Genomic DNA, 14,554 nt, shown 5'->3' with positions numbered 1-14,554 from the left:
TCGGGTTCTCAAAAGTGATTTCGGCAAAAGAGGGAAAAATCTTTACGCGCGGCGCAAAACAAAAAACCCCCGCGTTTTCACGTCGGGAGTTCTGCGTGCTAATGGTGGAGGCGGGGGGAATCGAACCCCCGTCCGAAGGACCGGCCACAAGAGTTTCTCCGAGCGCAGGCTGTGTACTGCGCTTCGCGCCGGTAGCGCCCACAGCCAGGCTCTACCGGACGCTATCCCGGTTAGTTCTCCCTACCGGCCGCCGGGAACCGGCCTTAAGGCAAGCCTGCTCATGTCACACCCCGACCCGCCCCGCAGGCAAAGGCGCGCAGGATGCTGGCCGAACTTATGCGGCCAGAGCGAGCTCTTGTTTGTTGGCGTTTATACTTTTGCCACCGTTTTAACGGGCTGGCAGCAACCCCGGCTCGCTCCTCTTGCCTCCGCTTCCCCCGTCGAAACCTGTCGCCCCCATGTTTTAAGATCACTCTTTACCCCGCAGGGCCCGCTCCACTTCCCGCTTCGCCTCGCGGGCCGCAATCTCCTCGCGCCGGTCGTAGAGCTTCTTACCCTTGGCCAGCGCTATCTCGACTTTTGCCCTGCCGTCCTTAAAGTAACACCGCAAGGGAACAAGCGTCAAACCCTTCTCGCGCGTCCGCCCCCAGAGACGCATGATCTCACCTTTGTGCATCAGGAGCTTGCGCGGCCGTTTCGGCTCGTGGTTGAAGCGGTTCCCCTGCTCGTAAGGGCTGATATGCATGTCGTAGAGCCAGAGCTCCCCGTTTTCCACCCGGGCGTAGCTCTCTTTGAGGTTCCCGCGCCCGGCCCGGAGGGATTTTACCTCCGTGCCAGTCAGCACTATGCCAGCCTCGAAGGTTTCGAGGATAAAATAATCGTGCCGCGCCTTACGGTTTTCGCAAACCACCTTTACCGGCACGGCTCCCAGCTCCTTCGAAAACCCTCGCTTTTATTATATCCCTGCATAGTTCGCACCGTCAACCCGCTGCCGCCTGAAATAACAAAATATGTCTGACGTTACACTTTCAGCCACGCCCTCTACCCGCCTTCGCGCGCGCCATCTCCCGACCCGCCGCCGTTTCGAAGCTCGCCGCCAGCGCTTCGACTTCGAGCGGACTCTTCCCCTCCGTTTCCCGGGGCCAGTCCGCCAGGCGGAGCGCGTCCCGGGCCAGTCGCTCCTCAAGCTGTCCGGTGCCCGGACCGCCGGCAAGCACCCCGAGAACCGCCACCGCCGCCTCAATCGCCTCCGGCGGCAGGCCTACCGACGCCATTACTTCCCGCGCGTCAGCCTCAAGCCCCATCCCCGCAGCTTCCGGGCCAGCCAGGCCGATGTTCTGGAACAAAACCGCCGCCGTCACCACCAAGGGCGCCCCGCCTTCCCGCCGGGCCAACTCGGCCGCGTAAGTTGCGGCGGCGAGCGCCCGCCGCCGCGCCGCCGGAAAATCGGCCAGTATGCGGTTCACCGCCCCGACCAGCTTTTCCCGCAAGACTTCTGGCTGTCGGCGGTAAACCGCTGCCACCGCGCCAAGACACTTATCCGCGTAGGCGCACCAAGCCGCGCAGGCAGGGTTGAACTTCGGATTGCGGGCAAGCTTGCCGCAGGCAGAACAGCGCACCATGATGTCATCGGGGAAGAATTCTATCTCCGCCCCGCACGCCGGGCAGGGCGCCAGGATGACATCCTCCGGCTTAAAATCGCGCCGGTCCTGCCCCGGGCACTTCCACAGCGTCATAAGCATCGCTCCTCACCACTACCGGTAAAGAGTTCCTGCCGGTAGTGAACCTCTTCGAGGCAGAGCCCGTGCGGCGGCGCGGTCGGCCCTAAGAGCCGCCTCTCCCCGCTCTTCAAGGCCTCGCCGATCACCGCAGGCGCAAGCCGCCCACGCCCAATCTCGAGCAGCGTCCCCACGATGATCCGGACCATCTGGTAGAGAAAACCGTCAGCGGCGAACCAGAGGTGGAGGAAGTCCCCATCCTCCTGGACCCGGCACGTGAAAAGGGTGCGCACAGCCGACTCTACCGGCCGCCCGGTATTCTGAAAAGCGCGAAAGTCGTGCTTCCCTACTAAAAGGTCCATCGCTTCCGCCAGCCGCGCCACATCAAGGGGTCCGGGGAAATGGAGCGCGTAAAGACGCGCAAGCGGACAGCGTACTGCCCGCCGAAAAATGGTATAACGGTAAACCTTGCGCACCGCGTCGTAGCGGGGGTGAAAACCCGGTGGCACCTCCGCTGCCGCTAAAACGGCGATATCTTCCGGAAGCGCGCCGTTAAGGGCCGGCACCACGCGGTCCACCGGAATCGGCCAGTCCCCGCAGCAGAACGAGACCACCTGGCCTTTTGCGTGCACTCCCGCATCGGTTCGCCCCGCCCCTTGCACCGAACACGCCCCGCGGGTTAAAGACGCGAGACACGCCTCGAGCACCCCCTGCACCGTCCGGAGGCCTGGCTGCTTCTGGAAGCCATGAAAATGCGTCCCGTCGTAGGCAACCTTCAGGGCGAAGCAGCGCTTGCAGCCCGCAGCGCTCACACTAATTCCAGAACCACCATCTCGGCCGCGTCGCCCCGCCGCTCCCCAAGCTTCATAATGCGGGTATACCCGCCGGGCGTGTTGGTATAACGCGGGCCAATGGTACTAAAAAGCTTCCGGACGACGTCCTCGTCGTAGATGTAACCGAGAACCTGCCGCCGGGCGGCAAGATCCCCTCTTTTGGCCAGCGTAACCATCTTTTCCGCAATGCTGCGGACCTCTTTGGCCCGCGGTTCGGTTGTGGTAATCTTTCCGTCCCGGAAAAGCGCGGTAACCAGGTTTCGCAGCAGCGCCTTCCGGTGCCCGGTCCTCACGCCAAGTTTTCTGTAGCCCACAGCCAATCGTTACCCCCTTCCTGATCCATCCGCATAAAGAATCACAAACCGCAGTCAGTAAAGCTTACACCCTATTCGCCGCTCTTGCGGAGGGAAAGCCCGAGCTCAGCCAGCTTCTGCTTGATCTCCTCGAGCGACTTCTTGCCGAGATTCCGAACCTTGCTCATTTCCTCCTCGTCGCGCTGGATCAACTGTTCAACCGTCAGTATTCCCGCCCGCTTCAGACAGTTAGAGGAACGAACCGAAAGGTCAAGTTCGTCGATCGTCAGGTCAAGCAGCCGGTTCTTCTTTTCCTCTTCTTTTTCAACCATGATCGGCATCCTGCTCACCGTCTCGCTCAAGCCGGTGAAGAGCAGGAAGTGCTCCGACAGGATGCGTGCCGCCAGGCTCACCGCTTCGTCTGGACGCACGCAGCCGTTGGTCCATACTTCAAGGATCAGCTTATCAAAATCGGTGGCCTGCCCGACCCGCGTGCTCTCAACGGTGTAATTCACCTTTTTCACGGGGGAAAAGTCCGCGTCAATCGGGATCACCCCGATAACGAACTCAGCCTGCTGGCGTTCTGCCGGAACATAACCCCTCCCCCGCGCCACCTTCATCTCCATGAAGAGGCGACCTTCAGGCGCCAGGCTGGCGATGTAGTGATCGGGATTGATAATCTCTACGTCGGCGTCCCCGATAATATCCGCTGCCCGGACCACCTTCTCGCCCGTAGCCTCGATGCGGAGGACACGTTCCTCATCGGTATGCATCTTGATTTTCAGGCCCTTCAGATTCAGAATAATCTCCGTTACGTCCTCGCGCACACCCGGCACCGCCATGAACTCGTGCAGAACGCCCTGGATCTTCACCGTTGTTACCGCGGCGCCGGGAATAGATGAAAGAAGCACCCGACGCAACGCGTTTCCAATGGTAGTTCCAAAGCCCCGCTCCAGCGGCTCAACCACGAAACGCCCGAAATCACCCGCAGGCGAGATGGTGTCACACTCAATCCTGGGTTTTTCAATTTCCAACATAAAAAGCCCCCTTAAACCAGCCTCTCCCGGCGTTACCGTGAGTAGAGCTCGACAATCAAATGCTCCCGCACCGGAACGTCGATCTGGTCTCTGGCAGGATAAGCCAGGACCTCCCCCGTCGCCGCGTCCGCGTCGTAGCTCAGCCAGGCCGGGGGGGTGTTCTGGGCTGCCCGCTCCATCAACTCCTTGATCCGCGGCGACTCTTTCGAATTTGCCGCCACGCTGATCCGGTCACCGACCCGTACCAAGTATGAAGGAATATTGACCTTTCGCCCGTTGACCTGGAAGTGACCATGGCGCACAAGCTGCCGGGCTTCGGCGCGGGAACTCGCCAGACCGAGCCGGTAAACTACGTTATCGAGCCGCCGCTCTAGCAGGCGCAAAAGGTTCTCGCCGGTGATCCCCCGCTGCCGTTCAGCCTTCTCGAAATAGTTCCGGAACTGGGCCTCTAAGACCCCGTAAATCCGGCGGAGTTTCTGCTTTTCCCGCAGCTGCAAGGCGTACTCTGTAACTTTCCGCCGCGCCCGACCGTGCTGTCCTGGAGGGAAATTCCGCCGCTCCATGGCGCAACGATTACTGTAGCACCGGTCACCTTTGAGATAGAGCTTGACCCCTTCACGGCGACAGAGCCGGCAACGAGCCTCAGTATAACGTGCCACTTTTTCCCTTACCTCCTATACGCGCCGGCGCTTTGGGGGCCGGCAGCCGTTGTGCGGAATAGGCGTTACGTCCTTGATCAGACTTACCTGCAGGCCGGCCGCCTGGAGCGACCTGATTGCCGCTTCCCGCCCGGCGCCCGGACCTTTCACCAACACGGCAACCTCTTTCATCCCGTGTTCCATGGCTTCTCGCGCCACCTTCTCGGCGGCCAGCTGAGCCGCAAACGGGGTGCTCTTCCGGCTCCCTTTAAAGCCTACCGTGCCGGCACTGGCCCAGGATACCGTGTTGCCGTTGTTATCCGTAATCGTGATAATGGTATTGTTGAATGTCGATTTGATGTGGGCTATGCCCTGTTCAACATTTTTCCTCTCTTTCTTCTTCGTTCGCGCACGTCGCGCCATCCATTACCCTCCTTATTTCTTTCTCCGAACGCCGACCGTGCGGCGCGGGCCTTTCCGGGTGCGAGCATTAGTCCGGGTGCGCTGTCCCCGCACGGGGAGGCCCCGCCGGTGGCGCAAACCCCGGTAACAACCGATCTCCATCAGGCGCTTAATATTCAAGGCTACTTCCCGCCGGAGATCGCCCTCGACCTTGTACTCCCTGTCGATGACTTCGCGTAACCGGCTTATTTCTTCTTCGGTAAGGTTCTTAACCCGGGTATCAGGGTTGATCCCCGTCTTTGCCAGGATCTTCTTCGCGGTGGAGCGACCGATACCGTAAATGTAGGTGAGCCCGATTTCCACCCGCTTATCCTTCGGCAAATCAACACCTGCAATACGCGCCAACTTCCTTCACCTCCCTAGCCCTGCTTCTGCTTATGCTTCGGGTTGACACAAATAACCATCACTTTCCCTTTCCGCCGGATAATCTTGCATTTTTCGCAAATGGCCTTAACCGACGGCCGCACCTTCATTGCTTGCGCCTCCCCTCCGAAAAGTGAGCAAAAATGCCGGTCGAAGCCCGGCGCGGCACACCGGGCCCGTAAATCCGCACCGTTTTCTCGCCCTATCTGCGTCCAGCCGGCAACCTTGCACCGCGCTGCTGGGCCACGTTTACTTGTACCGGTAGACGATACGGCCCCGGGTCAGGTCATAGGGCGAAAGCTCCACCATCACCTTGTCCCCAGGCAGGATCCGGATGAAATGCATCCTGATTTTCCCGGAGACGTGGGCTAAGACCTTATGCCCGTTAGCCAGTTCGACCCGGAACATCGCGTTCGGCAGAGGCTCGATAACCGTACCCTCTACTTCGATAACATCCTGCTTGGACATGGAGCCCCCCCTTTTGGTCGCAGGGTCGATTCTTCCTTAATCTTCATTCTTGTTTACCAGGCGCTCGAGCGCCTGTCTAATCTCCGCATCCGTCACCCGCTCGCCCCGCCCTAACTTTTCAGCCACCGCCACGGCCACCGCAGGGTGGAACTGCAGGTGCTTCACATTCTTCTCTTTTGGGTTCTCGATCCGCCGCCTCACACCGTCGACAACTCTGACCAGGCGGTCGGAAAGCACCTCGTAGATGAGGTAGTAGCGCCCGCGATCACGCCCGGCTTTCGAACTTACAAGCCGGCCCGGCTGGAGTATCTTCAGCTCCTCGCCCGGCACCATCGTCCCCCCTTACGGGCGGGTCAAAATCTCGGCCGCCCCGTCCCTCACGGCCACGGTATGTTCGAAATGCGCCGATAGCTTGCCGTCCCTGGTAACTACCGTCCAGTTGTCCTCGAGGACCTGGACTTCATAGCTACCCTCATTAACCATCGGCTCTATGGCCAGCGTCATTCCGACCTCCAACCGCGGGCCGCGCCCCGGCGGCCCGAAATTGGGCACCTGCGGCTCTTCGTGCATCTTCCTGCCGATGCCGTGGCCCACAAAATCACGGACCACCGAAAAGCCGTGGTCCTCCACCCACTGCTGGATGGCGTGGGAGATATCCGACAACCGGTTGCCGGCAACCGCCTGTTCGATACCCTTCCCCAGCGCCTCCTCTGTAACGCGTAGGAGCCGCGCAGCCGCGCTACTGATGGTCCCCACCGGAAAGGTGGCCGCACCATCGCCGCAGTAGCCGTTCAACACCGTTCCGACATCGATGCTGATGATGTCACCTTCCTGGAGCCGCCGTGCTCCCGGTATCCCATGCACCACCTGCTCGTTCACAGAGGCGCAGATGCTGGCCGGGTACCCGTAGAGCCCCTTAAAGGCCGGCTCCGCTCCCTGCCGCCGGATGAACGCCTCGGCGATGGCGTCGAGTTCCCCCGTGGTAACCCCGGGCTTAATCACCTTTTCTAATTCCCGTAGGGTGAGGGCTACGATCCGCCCCGCGTCGCGCATGTAGGCAAGCTCACGCTCAGACTTTTTATAGATCATCCCGCTTACCCTACTTGATGAATCCCTGGTAACTCCGCATTAAGAGGTGGGCCTCAAGCTGCTTCATCGTCTCGAGGGCCACACCCACAACAATCAGCAAGGCCGTCCCGCCAAAGTAGATGTGCGGAATCCGCGTCGCCAGTAGCACAAAGCTCGGCAAGATGGCGATTAACGCCAAGAAAATTGCACCCGCCAGGGTGATACGCGTCATCACGCGGCTAATATACTCTGCGGTAGGCCGCCCGGGGCGGATCCCCGGAATAAACCCGCCATACTTCTTGATGTTCTCGGCCACGTCGAGCGGGTTCATGATTACCGCCGTGTAAAAGTAGGTGAACCCGATAATGAGCAGTGCGTAGATTATCGTGTGCGCTGCGGACCCCCAGTGAAAATAGCGCATGTACCAGTCCGCCACCACATTACCCTTCAGCCATCCGGCTACCTGTTCCGGAAACATCAAGAGCGAGGAGGCGAAAATTACGGGGATCACGCCCGCCATATTTACCCGCAGGGGCAGGTGCGTGCTCTGCCCCCCGTAAACCTTCCGGCCGACTACTCGCTTGGTGTACTGTACCGGAATCCGCCGCTGCGCCTCGTTTACCGCCACTATCCCGGCAATCACCGCCACCGCGATCACCACCAGGAGTACCACGCTTAAGATGTTGATCGTTCCCGCCTGCAGGTAATCGAGCACCCGGGCGCCGCCAGCCGGAATCCGGGAGACGATACCGGCAAAAATCAGGAGCGAAATCCCGTTGCCGATCCCCTTCTCGGTGATCTGCTCCCCGAGCCACATCAGGAAGACCGTTCCGGCGGTGAGGCTAATGGCTACCACCAGGTAGCTGAAGAAACCCGGGTGAAGGAGCGCACTCCGCAGAAAGAGCGCCATGCCGATCGCCTGCAGAAAGGCCAGGATTACGGTCCCATACCGCGTATACTGGGTAATCTTCTTGCGCCCCTCTTCGCCCTCTTTAGCGAGTTTTTCAAGGTACGGAATCACTACCGTCAGGAGCTGCATGATAATCGATGAGTTGATGTACGGTGTAATACTCATCGCAAAGACCGAAAAGTTTTTGAACGCCCCACCGGAAATCACGTCAAAAAAGCCGAAGAGCGCGCCGCTTTCGATAAGCTTGGCGACCACCGCCGGGTTAACACCCGGGACCGGAATGTGCGCCCCTAGACGGAAGATAAGTAGCAGTCCGATGGTGTAAAAGAGCCGCGTCCGGAGGTCCTCTACGTTAACCGCCGTTTTGATCCCCGCGAGCCCCGCCATCCTAGATCACCTCGGCTTTACCGCCCGCCGCCGCTATCTTCGCCGCGGCTCCTTGGCTGAACGCATGGGCTCTGACGGTAAGCGCCTTCTTCAGCTCTCCGGACCCCAAAATCTTTACCGCACCTTTCTTTTTGATCAGACCAGCCTCCCGCAGCACCTCCGGAGTCACCACTGCACCATCCTCAAACCGGTTAAGCTGGCCGAGGTTGATAATAACATATTCCTTTTTAAAAATGTTGGTAAAGCCCCGCTTCGGCATCCGGCGCGCTAACGGCATCTGACCGCCCTCGAATCCGGGACGCACGCCGCCGCCGGAACGGGCCTTCTGACCCTTATGGCCTCTCCCTGCCGTCTTGCCCAGCCCCGAACCGATACCCTGCCCCTTCCGGACGGGCTTCCGGCGCGCTCCGGGAGCGGGCTTGAGTTCCGCAAGCCTCATGCTTAACCCCCTTCCTTATGACTCTTCAACCCGGACGAGATGATGAATCTTCGCCACCATTCCCTTGAGTGCGGCATTATTCTGCTTCACCACCGTTTGGTTAACCCGGCGGAGTCCCAGACCCGCCACGGTCGCCCGCTGTTTCCTATTGGCGCCGATGGTGCTCCGCACCAGGGTGATTCTCATCTCCCCCATCACGCTTCCCTCCTAACCGCATAGTCCTGGCCAAGCAGGCCGCGTGAACGTTTGATTTCGTCCGGGTCCCGCAGTTTCTTGAGGGCGTCAAAGGTCGCCCGCGTCATGTTGTGTGGATTGTTCGTTCCGAGCGACTTGGTAAGGATATCCTTCACCCCTGCCAGCTCCAGGATCGCCCGGACGGCGCTGCCCGCAATGATCCCGGTACCGGGAGCCGCCGGCTTCAAAAGCACCTTACCGGCGCCAAAGTGCCCCACGACCTCGTAAGGAATCGTCGTGCCGACCATCGGTACTTTAATCAGGTTCTTCTTAGCGTCTTCGATTCCCTTTTTTATCGCGTCGGGCACCTCGCCCGCCTTACCGAGTCCCGCTCCCACATGGCCCTGACCATCACCGACGATCACCAGGACCGAGAAGCTGAACCGCCGGCCACCTTTGACGACCTTGGCGCACCGCCTGATCGAAACGACCTTCTCCGTAAGCTCAAGCTTCGAGGCGTCGATGCTCTCCACCCTGTTCCCCCCTTTTCTTAAAACTCCAGCCCGTTTTCCCTGGCCGCGTCTGCAAGGGCCTTTACCCGTCCGTGATAAAGGTAACCGGCGCGGTCGAAAACCACCTTGTTGATCCCCTTCGCCTTCGCCTTCTCGGCAATAAGCCTGCCGACCGCAGCCGCACCTTCAATATTACCACCGTTAACCTTGCCCCGCAACTCCGGCGAGAGCGAAGAAGCCGCCACCAGGGTGATGCCGCGGTCATCATCGATGACCTGCGCGTAGATATGCTTCAGACTCCGGAAGACGTTAAGCCGCGGGCGCTCAGCGGTGCCGTAAACCTTTTTCCGCACCCTCATCCGGCGCCGCTCGCGCAACTCTTTGCGGTCAGGTTTGTTAAAGCCCAAACTTCGCTCCCTCCTTACTTCTTCCCTTTACCGCCGGCCTTACCGGCCTTCCGCCGGATAACCTCGCCTTCGTACCTGATGCCTTTGCCTTTGTAAGGCTCTGGCTCGCGCACGCTTCTGATGTAGGCCGCCACGTGCCCAACCTTCTCCTTGTCGGCACCCTTCACAACGATCTTAGTAGGCGCCGGCACTTCGATCTCCACTCCCTCCGGCGGCTCGATCTCCACCGGGTGCGAATAGCCGATGGTGAGGGTGAGCTTGCGCCCCTGTTTGGCCGCACGGTAACCCACGCCTACTATCTCGAGCCCCTTCGTGAAGCCTTGCGTTACGCCGACCACCATATTGTTCAGCAGCGTCCGGCTTAGTCCGTGCAGCGCCCTGTCCCGCGGTTCGTCCGAACGGCGGTGGACTAAGAGCACCGCGTCTTGCTTTTCGATGGTCACCCCTTCGGGAAACTCCCTCTCGAGCGTCCCGAGCGGGCCCTTAACCGCCACTCTGTTACCTTCTATCGTGACCTCCACTCCCTGCGGTAGGGGAATGGGTCTTTTGCCGATCCGCGACATACGCCACCTCCCCGCTACCAGACGTAGCAGATAACTTCACCGCCAAGCCCGAGCTTCCGCGCCTGCTTGTCGGTCATGATACCCTTCGAAGTCGAAAGTATCGCTATCCCGAAACCGCCCAGCACCCGCGGGACCTGGTCCTTGCGCGCGTAGACCCGCCGGCCCGGTTTGGAAATGCGTCGCAACCCGCTGATCACCCGTTCTTTATTCGCCCCGTACTTCAGGTAGATCCGGATAATTCCCTGCTTGTTATCCTCGATGACCTCGTAGTCCTTAATAAAGCCCTCGTCCTTCAGCACCGAGGCCAGCGCAACCTTCACCCTGGAAGCCGGGATCTCTACCGTGCTGCGGTAAACCATATTGGCATTCCTGATCCGGGTCAGGAAATCCGCGATGGGATCAGTCATAACCACGGTAAAACAACCCCCTTCCCTTACCAACTCGCCTTCCGGACGCCCGGGATCTCGCCCCGGTAGCACAGCATCCGGAAGCATATCCGGCAAACGCCAAACTTCCGCATGTAAGCCCGCGGACGGCCGCAGAGCTTGCAGCGGTTATAGCGCCGGACCTCAAATTTAGGCGGCCGCTGGGCCTTAGCGATTAGCGATTTTTTGGCCATCCTGTACCTCCTTTACCAGAACTACGACGCGGCGAAGGGCATACCCAGAAGGCGCAGGAGCTCCCGGGCTTCCTCGTCGGTCTTCGCCGTCGTCACAAAAGTGATGTTCATGCCCCGCACCCGGTCAACCTTGTCGTAATCGATCTCCGGAAAAATGATCTGCTCCCGCAAGCCTAAGGTAAAGTTCCCCCGGCCGTCAAAGGCCTTCGGCGGCACACCCCGAAAGTCACGGACGCGCGGTAAGACGATGTTGAAGAGCTTGTCGACAAAATCATACATCCGCTCCCCCCGCAGGGTTACCTTCGCGCCGATCTGCATCCCTGCCCGGAGCTTAAAAGCCGCGATCGACTTTTTCGCCCGCGTTACAACAGGTTTCTGCCCCGTGATCACCTTCAAGTCTTCGACCGCCGCGTCGATTGCCTTGGGGTTCTGAATTGCTTCGCCCAGGCCCATGTTCACCGTCACCTTAGCGAGCCGCGGGACCTCCATTACGTTCTTGTAGCCGAACTTCTCCATGAGCGCCGGCACGACTTCTTTCCGGTATTTCTCCTTTAAGCGTGACACACGTGACACCGCGGTCTTGCCCTCCTTAACTGCCACTTCCTGCACCCTACAGCACTTCGCCGCACTTCTTGCAGAACCGGACCTTTGTCCCGTCCTCCAAAAAGCGGCGGCCGACCCGGGTAGGCCGGTGGCACTTCCCGCAGACAAGCATCACGTTGGAAGCATGAATAGGAGCCTCCTTCTCGACAATGCCTCCCTGCGGGAGTTGCCGCGTCGGGCGGGAATGACGTTTCACAATGTTTACCTTCTCTACGATTACTCGTTGCTTTTCCGGCAGGACGCTTAAAACCTTGCCTTTTTTACCCGCGTCCTTGCCTCTGATCACCAGAACGGTATCCCCTTTTTTCACGTGCACCTTAGGCATCTTACAACCCCCTAAAACCCGCGGGCAACTACAAGACTTCCGGCGCGAGCGAGATTATTTTCATAAAGTCCCGCTCCCGGAGCTCCCGGGCCACCGGACCGAAGATTCGCGTCCCCCGCGGGCTCTTGTCATCCTTGATAATCACCGCCGCGTTTTCGTCAAACTTGATATACGATCCGTCCGGACGCCGCATCTCTTTCTTCGTCCGGACCACAACCGCCTTGACAACGTCCCCCTTCTTAACCACACCCCCGGGTGACGCCTCCTTGACGGAACAAACAATAACGTCGCCAATCCCAGCATACCGCTGGTGGGCATGGCCAAGAATCCGGATACACATCAGCTTCTTCGCGCCGGTGTTATCTGCTACGTTTAGGATCGTATGGACCTGGATCATTTAGCTCCCTCCTTCCGCGAACCGAATACCGGACCAACGCGAAGCCGCCCTACAGCGCCAAGCCACCTGCCGGCTTACCCATTGTCCGAAATTTCCTCCGCCACGGCCGGTACCACGTCAAAACGCTTTCCCCGCTCGATGATCTCCACTACCCGCCAGCGTTTCTCCTTGGAAAGGGGCCGGCACTCCATGATCCTGACCTTGTCGCCCACGCGGCAGGTGTTTTCGGCGTCGTGCGCCTTTACTTTCTTGGTCCGCCGGACTGTGCGCTGGTAAAGCGGGTGCCGGACTAGGGTTTCCACGGCCACCACAACCGTCTTGTCCATTTTATCGCTCACCACGCGTCCCACGCGCACTTTGCGCCGTCCGCGCTCCATAGGACTTTACCTCCTCCTTAACTCCTAATCCCGAGCTCCCGCTCGCGCAAGATAGTCTTCAACCGTGCTATCCGCCGCTTTACTTCCCTGATCTTCATCACGTTATCCAGCTGGCCGGTCGCAAGCTGAAACCGCAGCCGGAAAAGCTCTTCCTTAGAATCGGCAATTTTCCGCACCAGTTCCTCCGCGGTCAACCCCCTGATCTCCTTAGCCTTCACTGACCTCACCCGCTTCCTCACGCTTCACAAACCTGGTTCTGATGGGTAGCTTGTGCGCCGCCAGCCGCATAGCTTCCCGGGCCACCTCCTCGGGTATCCCGCCGATCTCAAAGAGAATCCGTCCGGGCTTTACCACTGCCACCCAGTATTCCGGTGACCCTTTCCCGCTTCCCATACGCGTTTCGGCCGGTTTCGCCGTCACGGGCTTATCCGGAAAGATCCTGATCCACACCTTCCCGCCCCGGCGGACGTAACGGGTCATCGCGATTCGCGCGGCCTCGATCTGCCGGGCGGTAATCCAGGCCGGCTCCAGGGCCTGAAGGCCGTACTCACCGAAATGGACCGTCGTGCCGCCCTTGGCCTGCCCGGTCATCCGGCCCCGGTGTTGCTTCCTGAATTTAACTCTTTTCGGCTGTAGCACTTCCCCTACCTCCTCGATCTGCAGCCCGTTCCGGCAGGATCTCGCCTTTGTAAATCCAGACCTTCACCCCGATTTTGCCGTAGGTGGTCATCGCTTCGGCAAAACCGTAATCTATGTCGGCTCGCAGCGTATGCAGGGGCACCTTGCCTTCGCTGTACCACTCGGTGCGGGCAATCTCCGCCCCCGCCAGGCGCCCGCTGACAGCAACCTTGATACCTTTTGCACCCATCCGCATCGCCCGCGAAACCACCTGTTTCATCGCCCGGCGGAAGGCCACCCGGCGCTCGATCTGCTGCGCAATGTTCTCCGCCACCAACTGGGCGTCAAGCTCAGGGACCTTGATCTCCACAATATTTACGTTCACGTGCTTCCCGGTCAGCTGCTCCAGATCTTTCCGCAGGTGTTCTACCTCCGCGCCGCCCCGCCCGATCACGATTCCGGGCTTCGCCGTGTGGATAAAAATCCGGATTCGGTTCGCCGTCCGCTCAATCTGAACCGTAGAGATGCCTGCCTGGCGGAGACGCTCCTTGATGAACTTCCGGATCTTTACGTCCTCGAGAAGATATTTGGCAAAATCTCTTTTATCGGCAAACCACTTGGCGTTCCAGTCACGGTTAATACCGAGCCTCAAAGCCCGCGGATCAACCTTTTGACCCAAACCCTACCCCTCCTTTCTTTCACCGACCACCACAGTAACGTGGCTCGTACGGCGGCGGATGATATTAGCCCGGCCGTAGGCCCGGGCCCGGACACGCTTCAGCGATGGCCCCTGATCGACGTACGCCCGAACGATAAAAAGCTCATCCGGAATTAGGTCGTAATTATGCTCTGCGTTGGCCACCGCCGATCGGACCACCTTTTCCACCATTCTGGCGGCCTTGCGCGGTACAAACCGCAGAATGCTTAAAGCCTCGCCGACCCTTTTCCCCCGGATCAGGTCAACCACCTGCCGGGCCTTCCGGGGTGAAACACGCAGGTACTTGGCGGTAGCCCTTGCCTCTTTTACTGCTTCGGCCATCCCGAACCCCCCTATTTCAGCGCCGTGGAGCGCTCGGTGTGGGCGCCGTGCCCCCTGAAAGTCCGGGTCGGCGCAAACTCACCAAGCTTGTGCCCCACCATCTCTTCCGTAACGTAAACCGGGACGTGCTTGCGTCCGTCATAAACCGCGATCGTGTGTCCAATCATCTGAGGGAAGATGGTGGAACGCCGCGACCAGGTCTTGATTACCCGTTTTTCGCCCCGGGCATTCAGGTCTTCAATTTTTTTCAGCAGCTTGGGATCGCAGTACGGCCCCTTTTTAAGTGAACGTCCCATTGCCACTC

At 59.7% G+C, this 14,554-nt stretch carries 29 protein-coding genes and 1 other RNA gene; all 30 read right to left on the bottom strand.

The window, feature by feature from the left end:
- Positions 1–102: 102 nt before the first annotated feature.
- Positions 103–458, bottom strand: a transfer-messenger RNA (tmRNA) gene (ssrA, locus tag EDD75_RS09360).
- 11 nt (positions 459–469) lie between these two features.
- Positions 470–931 carry an SsrA-binding protein SmpB gene (gene smpB / locus EDD75_RS09355; RefSeq protein WP_211328188.1) on the bottom strand — a complete coding sequence of 154 codons (462 nt, stop codon included), beginning with the start codon at positions 929–931 and terminating at the stop codon, positions 470–472.
- A 97-nt stretch (positions 932–1,028) separates the two neighbouring features.
- Complete coding sequence (locus EDD75_RS09350) at positions 1,029–1,736, bottom strand: hypothetical protein (protein ID WP_123931403.1); 708 nt, start codon at positions 1,734–1,736, stop codon at positions 1,029–1,031.
- On the bottom strand, positions 1,733–2,530 hold the full coding sequence (gene truA / locus EDD75_RS09345; protein WP_123931401.1) for a tRNA pseudouridine(38-40) synthase TruA: 798 nt from the start codon (positions 2,528–2,530) through the stop codon (positions 1,733–1,735). The genes EDD75_RS09350 and truA overlap by 4 nt, the downstream gene beginning before the upstream one ends.
- Positions 2,527–2,865 carry a 50S ribosomal protein L17 gene (gene rplQ / locus EDD75_RS09340; protein WP_123931995.1) on the bottom strand — a complete coding sequence of 113 codons (339 nt, stop codon included), beginning with the start codon at positions 2,863–2,865 and terminating at the stop codon, positions 2,527–2,529. The genes truA and rplQ overlap by 4 nt, the downstream gene beginning before the upstream one ends.
- 71 nt (positions 2,866–2,936) lie before the next feature.
- Positions 2,937–3,881 carry a DNA-directed RNA polymerase subunit alpha gene (locus EDD75_RS09335; RefSeq protein WP_123931399.1) on the bottom strand — a complete coding sequence of 315 codons (945 nt, stop codon included), beginning with the start codon at positions 3,879–3,881 and terminating at the stop codon, positions 2,937–2,939.
- Between the two features lie 32 nt (positions 3,882–3,913).
- Positions 3,914–4,540, bottom strand: coding sequence for a 30S ribosomal protein S4 (gene rpsD / locus EDD75_RS09330; protein WP_123931397.1), 627 nt, complete (start codon positions 4,538–4,540; stop codon positions 3,914–3,916).
- Between the two features lie 15 nt (positions 4,541–4,555).
- Entirely contained in the window at positions 4,556–4,942 is a 387-nt protein-coding gene (gene rpsK, locus EDD75_RS09325; RefSeq protein ID WP_123931395.1) for a 30S ribosomal protein S11, read from the bottom strand.
- Positions 4,943–4,954: 12 nt separating this feature from the next.
- Entirely contained in the window at positions 4,955–5,326 is a 372-nt protein-coding gene (gene rpsM, locus EDD75_RS09320; RefSeq protein ID WP_123931393.1) for a 30S ribosomal protein S13, read from the bottom strand.
- Between the two features lie 14 nt (positions 5,327–5,340).
- The gene (gene rpmJ, locus EDD75_RS09315) at positions 5,341–5,454 is read right to left on the bottom strand and encodes a 50S ribosomal protein L36 (RefSeq protein WP_123931391.1); all 114 of its coding nucleotides are present in this window, start codon (positions 5,452–5,454) and stop codon (positions 5,341–5,343) included.
- A 139-nt stretch (positions 5,455–5,593) separates the two neighbouring features.
- Entirely contained in the window at positions 5,594–5,812 is a 219-nt protein-coding gene (infA, locus tag EDD75_RS09310) for a translation initiation factor IF-1 (RefSeq protein ID WP_123931389.1), read from the bottom strand.
- A 36-nt stretch (positions 5,813–5,848) separates the two neighbouring features.
- On the bottom strand, positions 5,849–6,142 hold the full coding sequence (locus EDD75_RS09305) for a KOW domain-containing RNA-binding protein (RefSeq protein WP_245963141.1): 294 nt from the start codon (positions 6,140–6,142) through the stop codon (positions 5,849–5,851).
- 12 nt (positions 6,143–6,154) lie between these two features.
- Positions 6,155–6,901 (bottom strand): type I methionyl aminopeptidase, encoded by a 747-nt coding sequence (gene map / locus EDD75_RS09300; RefSeq protein ID WP_123931385.1) that lies wholly within the window; start codon positions 6,899–6,901, stop codon positions 6,155–6,157.
- Between the two features lie 10 nt (positions 6,902–6,911).
- On the bottom strand, positions 6,912–8,177 hold the full coding sequence (gene secY, locus EDD75_RS09295; RefSeq protein WP_123931383.1) for a preprotein translocase subunit SecY: 1,266 nt from the start codon (positions 8,175–8,177) through the stop codon (positions 6,912–6,914).
- A gap of 1 nt (position 8,178) precedes the next feature.
- Positions 8,179–8,616 carry a 50S ribosomal protein L15 gene (gene rplO, locus EDD75_RS09290; protein ID WP_123931381.1) on the bottom strand — a complete coding sequence of 146 codons (438 nt, stop codon included), beginning with the start codon at positions 8,614–8,616 and terminating at the stop codon, positions 8,179–8,181.
- 15 nt (positions 8,617–8,631) lie between these two features.
- Entirely contained in the window at positions 8,632–8,811 is a 180-nt protein-coding gene (gene rpmD, locus EDD75_RS09285) for a 50S ribosomal protein L30 (protein ID WP_170157790.1), read from the bottom strand.
- Positions 8,811–9,323, bottom strand: coding sequence for a 30S ribosomal protein S5 (rpsE, locus tag EDD75_RS09280; protein WP_123931377.1), 513 nt, complete (start codon positions 9,321–9,323; stop codon positions 8,811–8,813). Before rpsE ends, rpmD begins: the two co-directional genes overlap by 1 nt.
- A gap of 17 nt (positions 9,324–9,340) precedes the next feature.
- Entirely contained in the window at positions 9,341–9,709 is a 369-nt protein-coding gene (rplR, locus tag EDD75_RS09275) for a 50S ribosomal protein L18 (RefSeq protein ID WP_211328166.1), read from the bottom strand.
- Between the two features lie 14 nt (positions 9,710–9,723).
- Positions 9,724–10,272: a 50S ribosomal protein L6 gene (gene rplF / locus EDD75_RS09270; RefSeq protein WP_123931375.1), complete on the bottom strand. Its 549-nt coding sequence runs from the start codon at positions 10,270–10,272 to the stop codon at positions 9,724–9,726.
- A gap of 14 nt (positions 10,273–10,286) precedes the next feature.
- On the bottom strand, positions 10,287–10,685 hold the full coding sequence (gene rpsH, locus EDD75_RS09265) for a 30S ribosomal protein S8 (RefSeq protein WP_123931372.1): 399 nt from the start codon (positions 10,683–10,685) through the stop codon (positions 10,287–10,289).
- Positions 10,686–10,705: 20 nt separating this feature from the next.
- Positions 10,706–10,891: a type Z 30S ribosomal protein S14 gene (locus EDD75_RS09260; RefSeq protein ID WP_123931370.1), complete on the bottom strand. Its 186-nt coding sequence runs from the start codon at positions 10,889–10,891 to the stop codon at positions 10,706–10,708.
- A gap of 21 nt (positions 10,892–10,912) precedes the next feature.
- On the bottom strand, positions 10,913–11,455 hold the full coding sequence (rplE, locus tag EDD75_RS09255; RefSeq protein WP_123931991.1) for a 50S ribosomal protein L5: 543 nt from the start codon (positions 11,453–11,455) through the stop codon (positions 10,913–10,915).
- A 46-nt stretch (positions 11,456–11,501) separates the two neighbouring features.
- Positions 11,502–11,819, bottom strand: coding sequence for a 50S ribosomal protein L24 (gene rplX / locus EDD75_RS09250; protein ID WP_170157789.1), 318 nt, complete (start codon positions 11,817–11,819; stop codon positions 11,502–11,504).
- 28 nt (positions 11,820–11,847) lie between these two features.
- Entirely contained in the window at positions 11,848–12,216 is a 369-nt protein-coding gene (gene rplN, locus EDD75_RS09245; protein WP_123931368.1) for a 50S ribosomal protein L14, read from the bottom strand.
- Between the two features lie 74 nt (positions 12,217–12,290).
- Positions 12,291–12,593 (bottom strand): 30S ribosomal protein S17, encoded by a 303-nt coding sequence (rpsQ, locus tag EDD75_RS09240; RefSeq protein WP_123931366.1) that lies wholly within the window; start codon positions 12,591–12,593, stop codon positions 12,291–12,293.
- Between the two features lie 17 nt (positions 12,594–12,610).
- Positions 12,611–12,811 carry a 50S ribosomal protein L29 gene (rpmC, locus tag EDD75_RS09235; protein ID WP_123931365.1) on the bottom strand — a complete coding sequence of 67 codons (201 nt, stop codon included), beginning with the start codon at positions 12,809–12,811 and terminating at the stop codon, positions 12,611–12,613.
- Positions 12,801–13,232 carry a 50S ribosomal protein L16 gene (gene rplP, locus EDD75_RS09230; RefSeq protein ID WP_123931363.1) on the bottom strand — a complete coding sequence of 144 codons (432 nt, stop codon included), beginning with the start codon at positions 13,230–13,232 and terminating at the stop codon, positions 12,801–12,803. Before rplP ends, rpmC begins: the two co-directional genes overlap by 11 nt.
- Entirely contained in the window at positions 13,210–13,890 is a 681-nt protein-coding gene (rpsC, locus tag EDD75_RS09225; RefSeq protein WP_123931361.1) for a 30S ribosomal protein S3, read from the bottom strand. The genes rplP and rpsC overlap by 23 nt, the downstream gene beginning before the upstream one ends.
- 3 nt (positions 13,891–13,893) lie before the next feature.
- Entirely contained in the window at positions 13,894–14,250 is a 357-nt protein-coding gene (gene rplV / locus EDD75_RS09220) for a 50S ribosomal protein L22 (RefSeq protein ID WP_123931359.1), read from the bottom strand.
- 11 nt (positions 14,251–14,261) lie between these two features.
- Positions 14,262–14,546, bottom strand: coding sequence for a 30S ribosomal protein S19 (rpsS, locus tag EDD75_RS09215; protein ID WP_123931357.1), 285 nt, complete (start codon positions 14,544–14,546; stop codon positions 14,262–14,264).
- Between the last annotated feature and the right edge of the window lie 8 nt (positions 14,547–14,554).

The sequence above is a fragment of the Thermodesulfitimonas autotrophica genome, from assembly GCF_003815015.1.
Classification (GTDB): domain Bacteria; phylum Bacillota; class Desulfotomaculia; order Desulfotomaculales; family Ammonificaceae; genus Thermodesulfitimonas; species Thermodesulfitimonas autotrophica.
The sequence above is the reverse complement of the archived record's forward strand: the minus strand, read 5'-3'. Positions and strand labels throughout refer to the sequence as shown.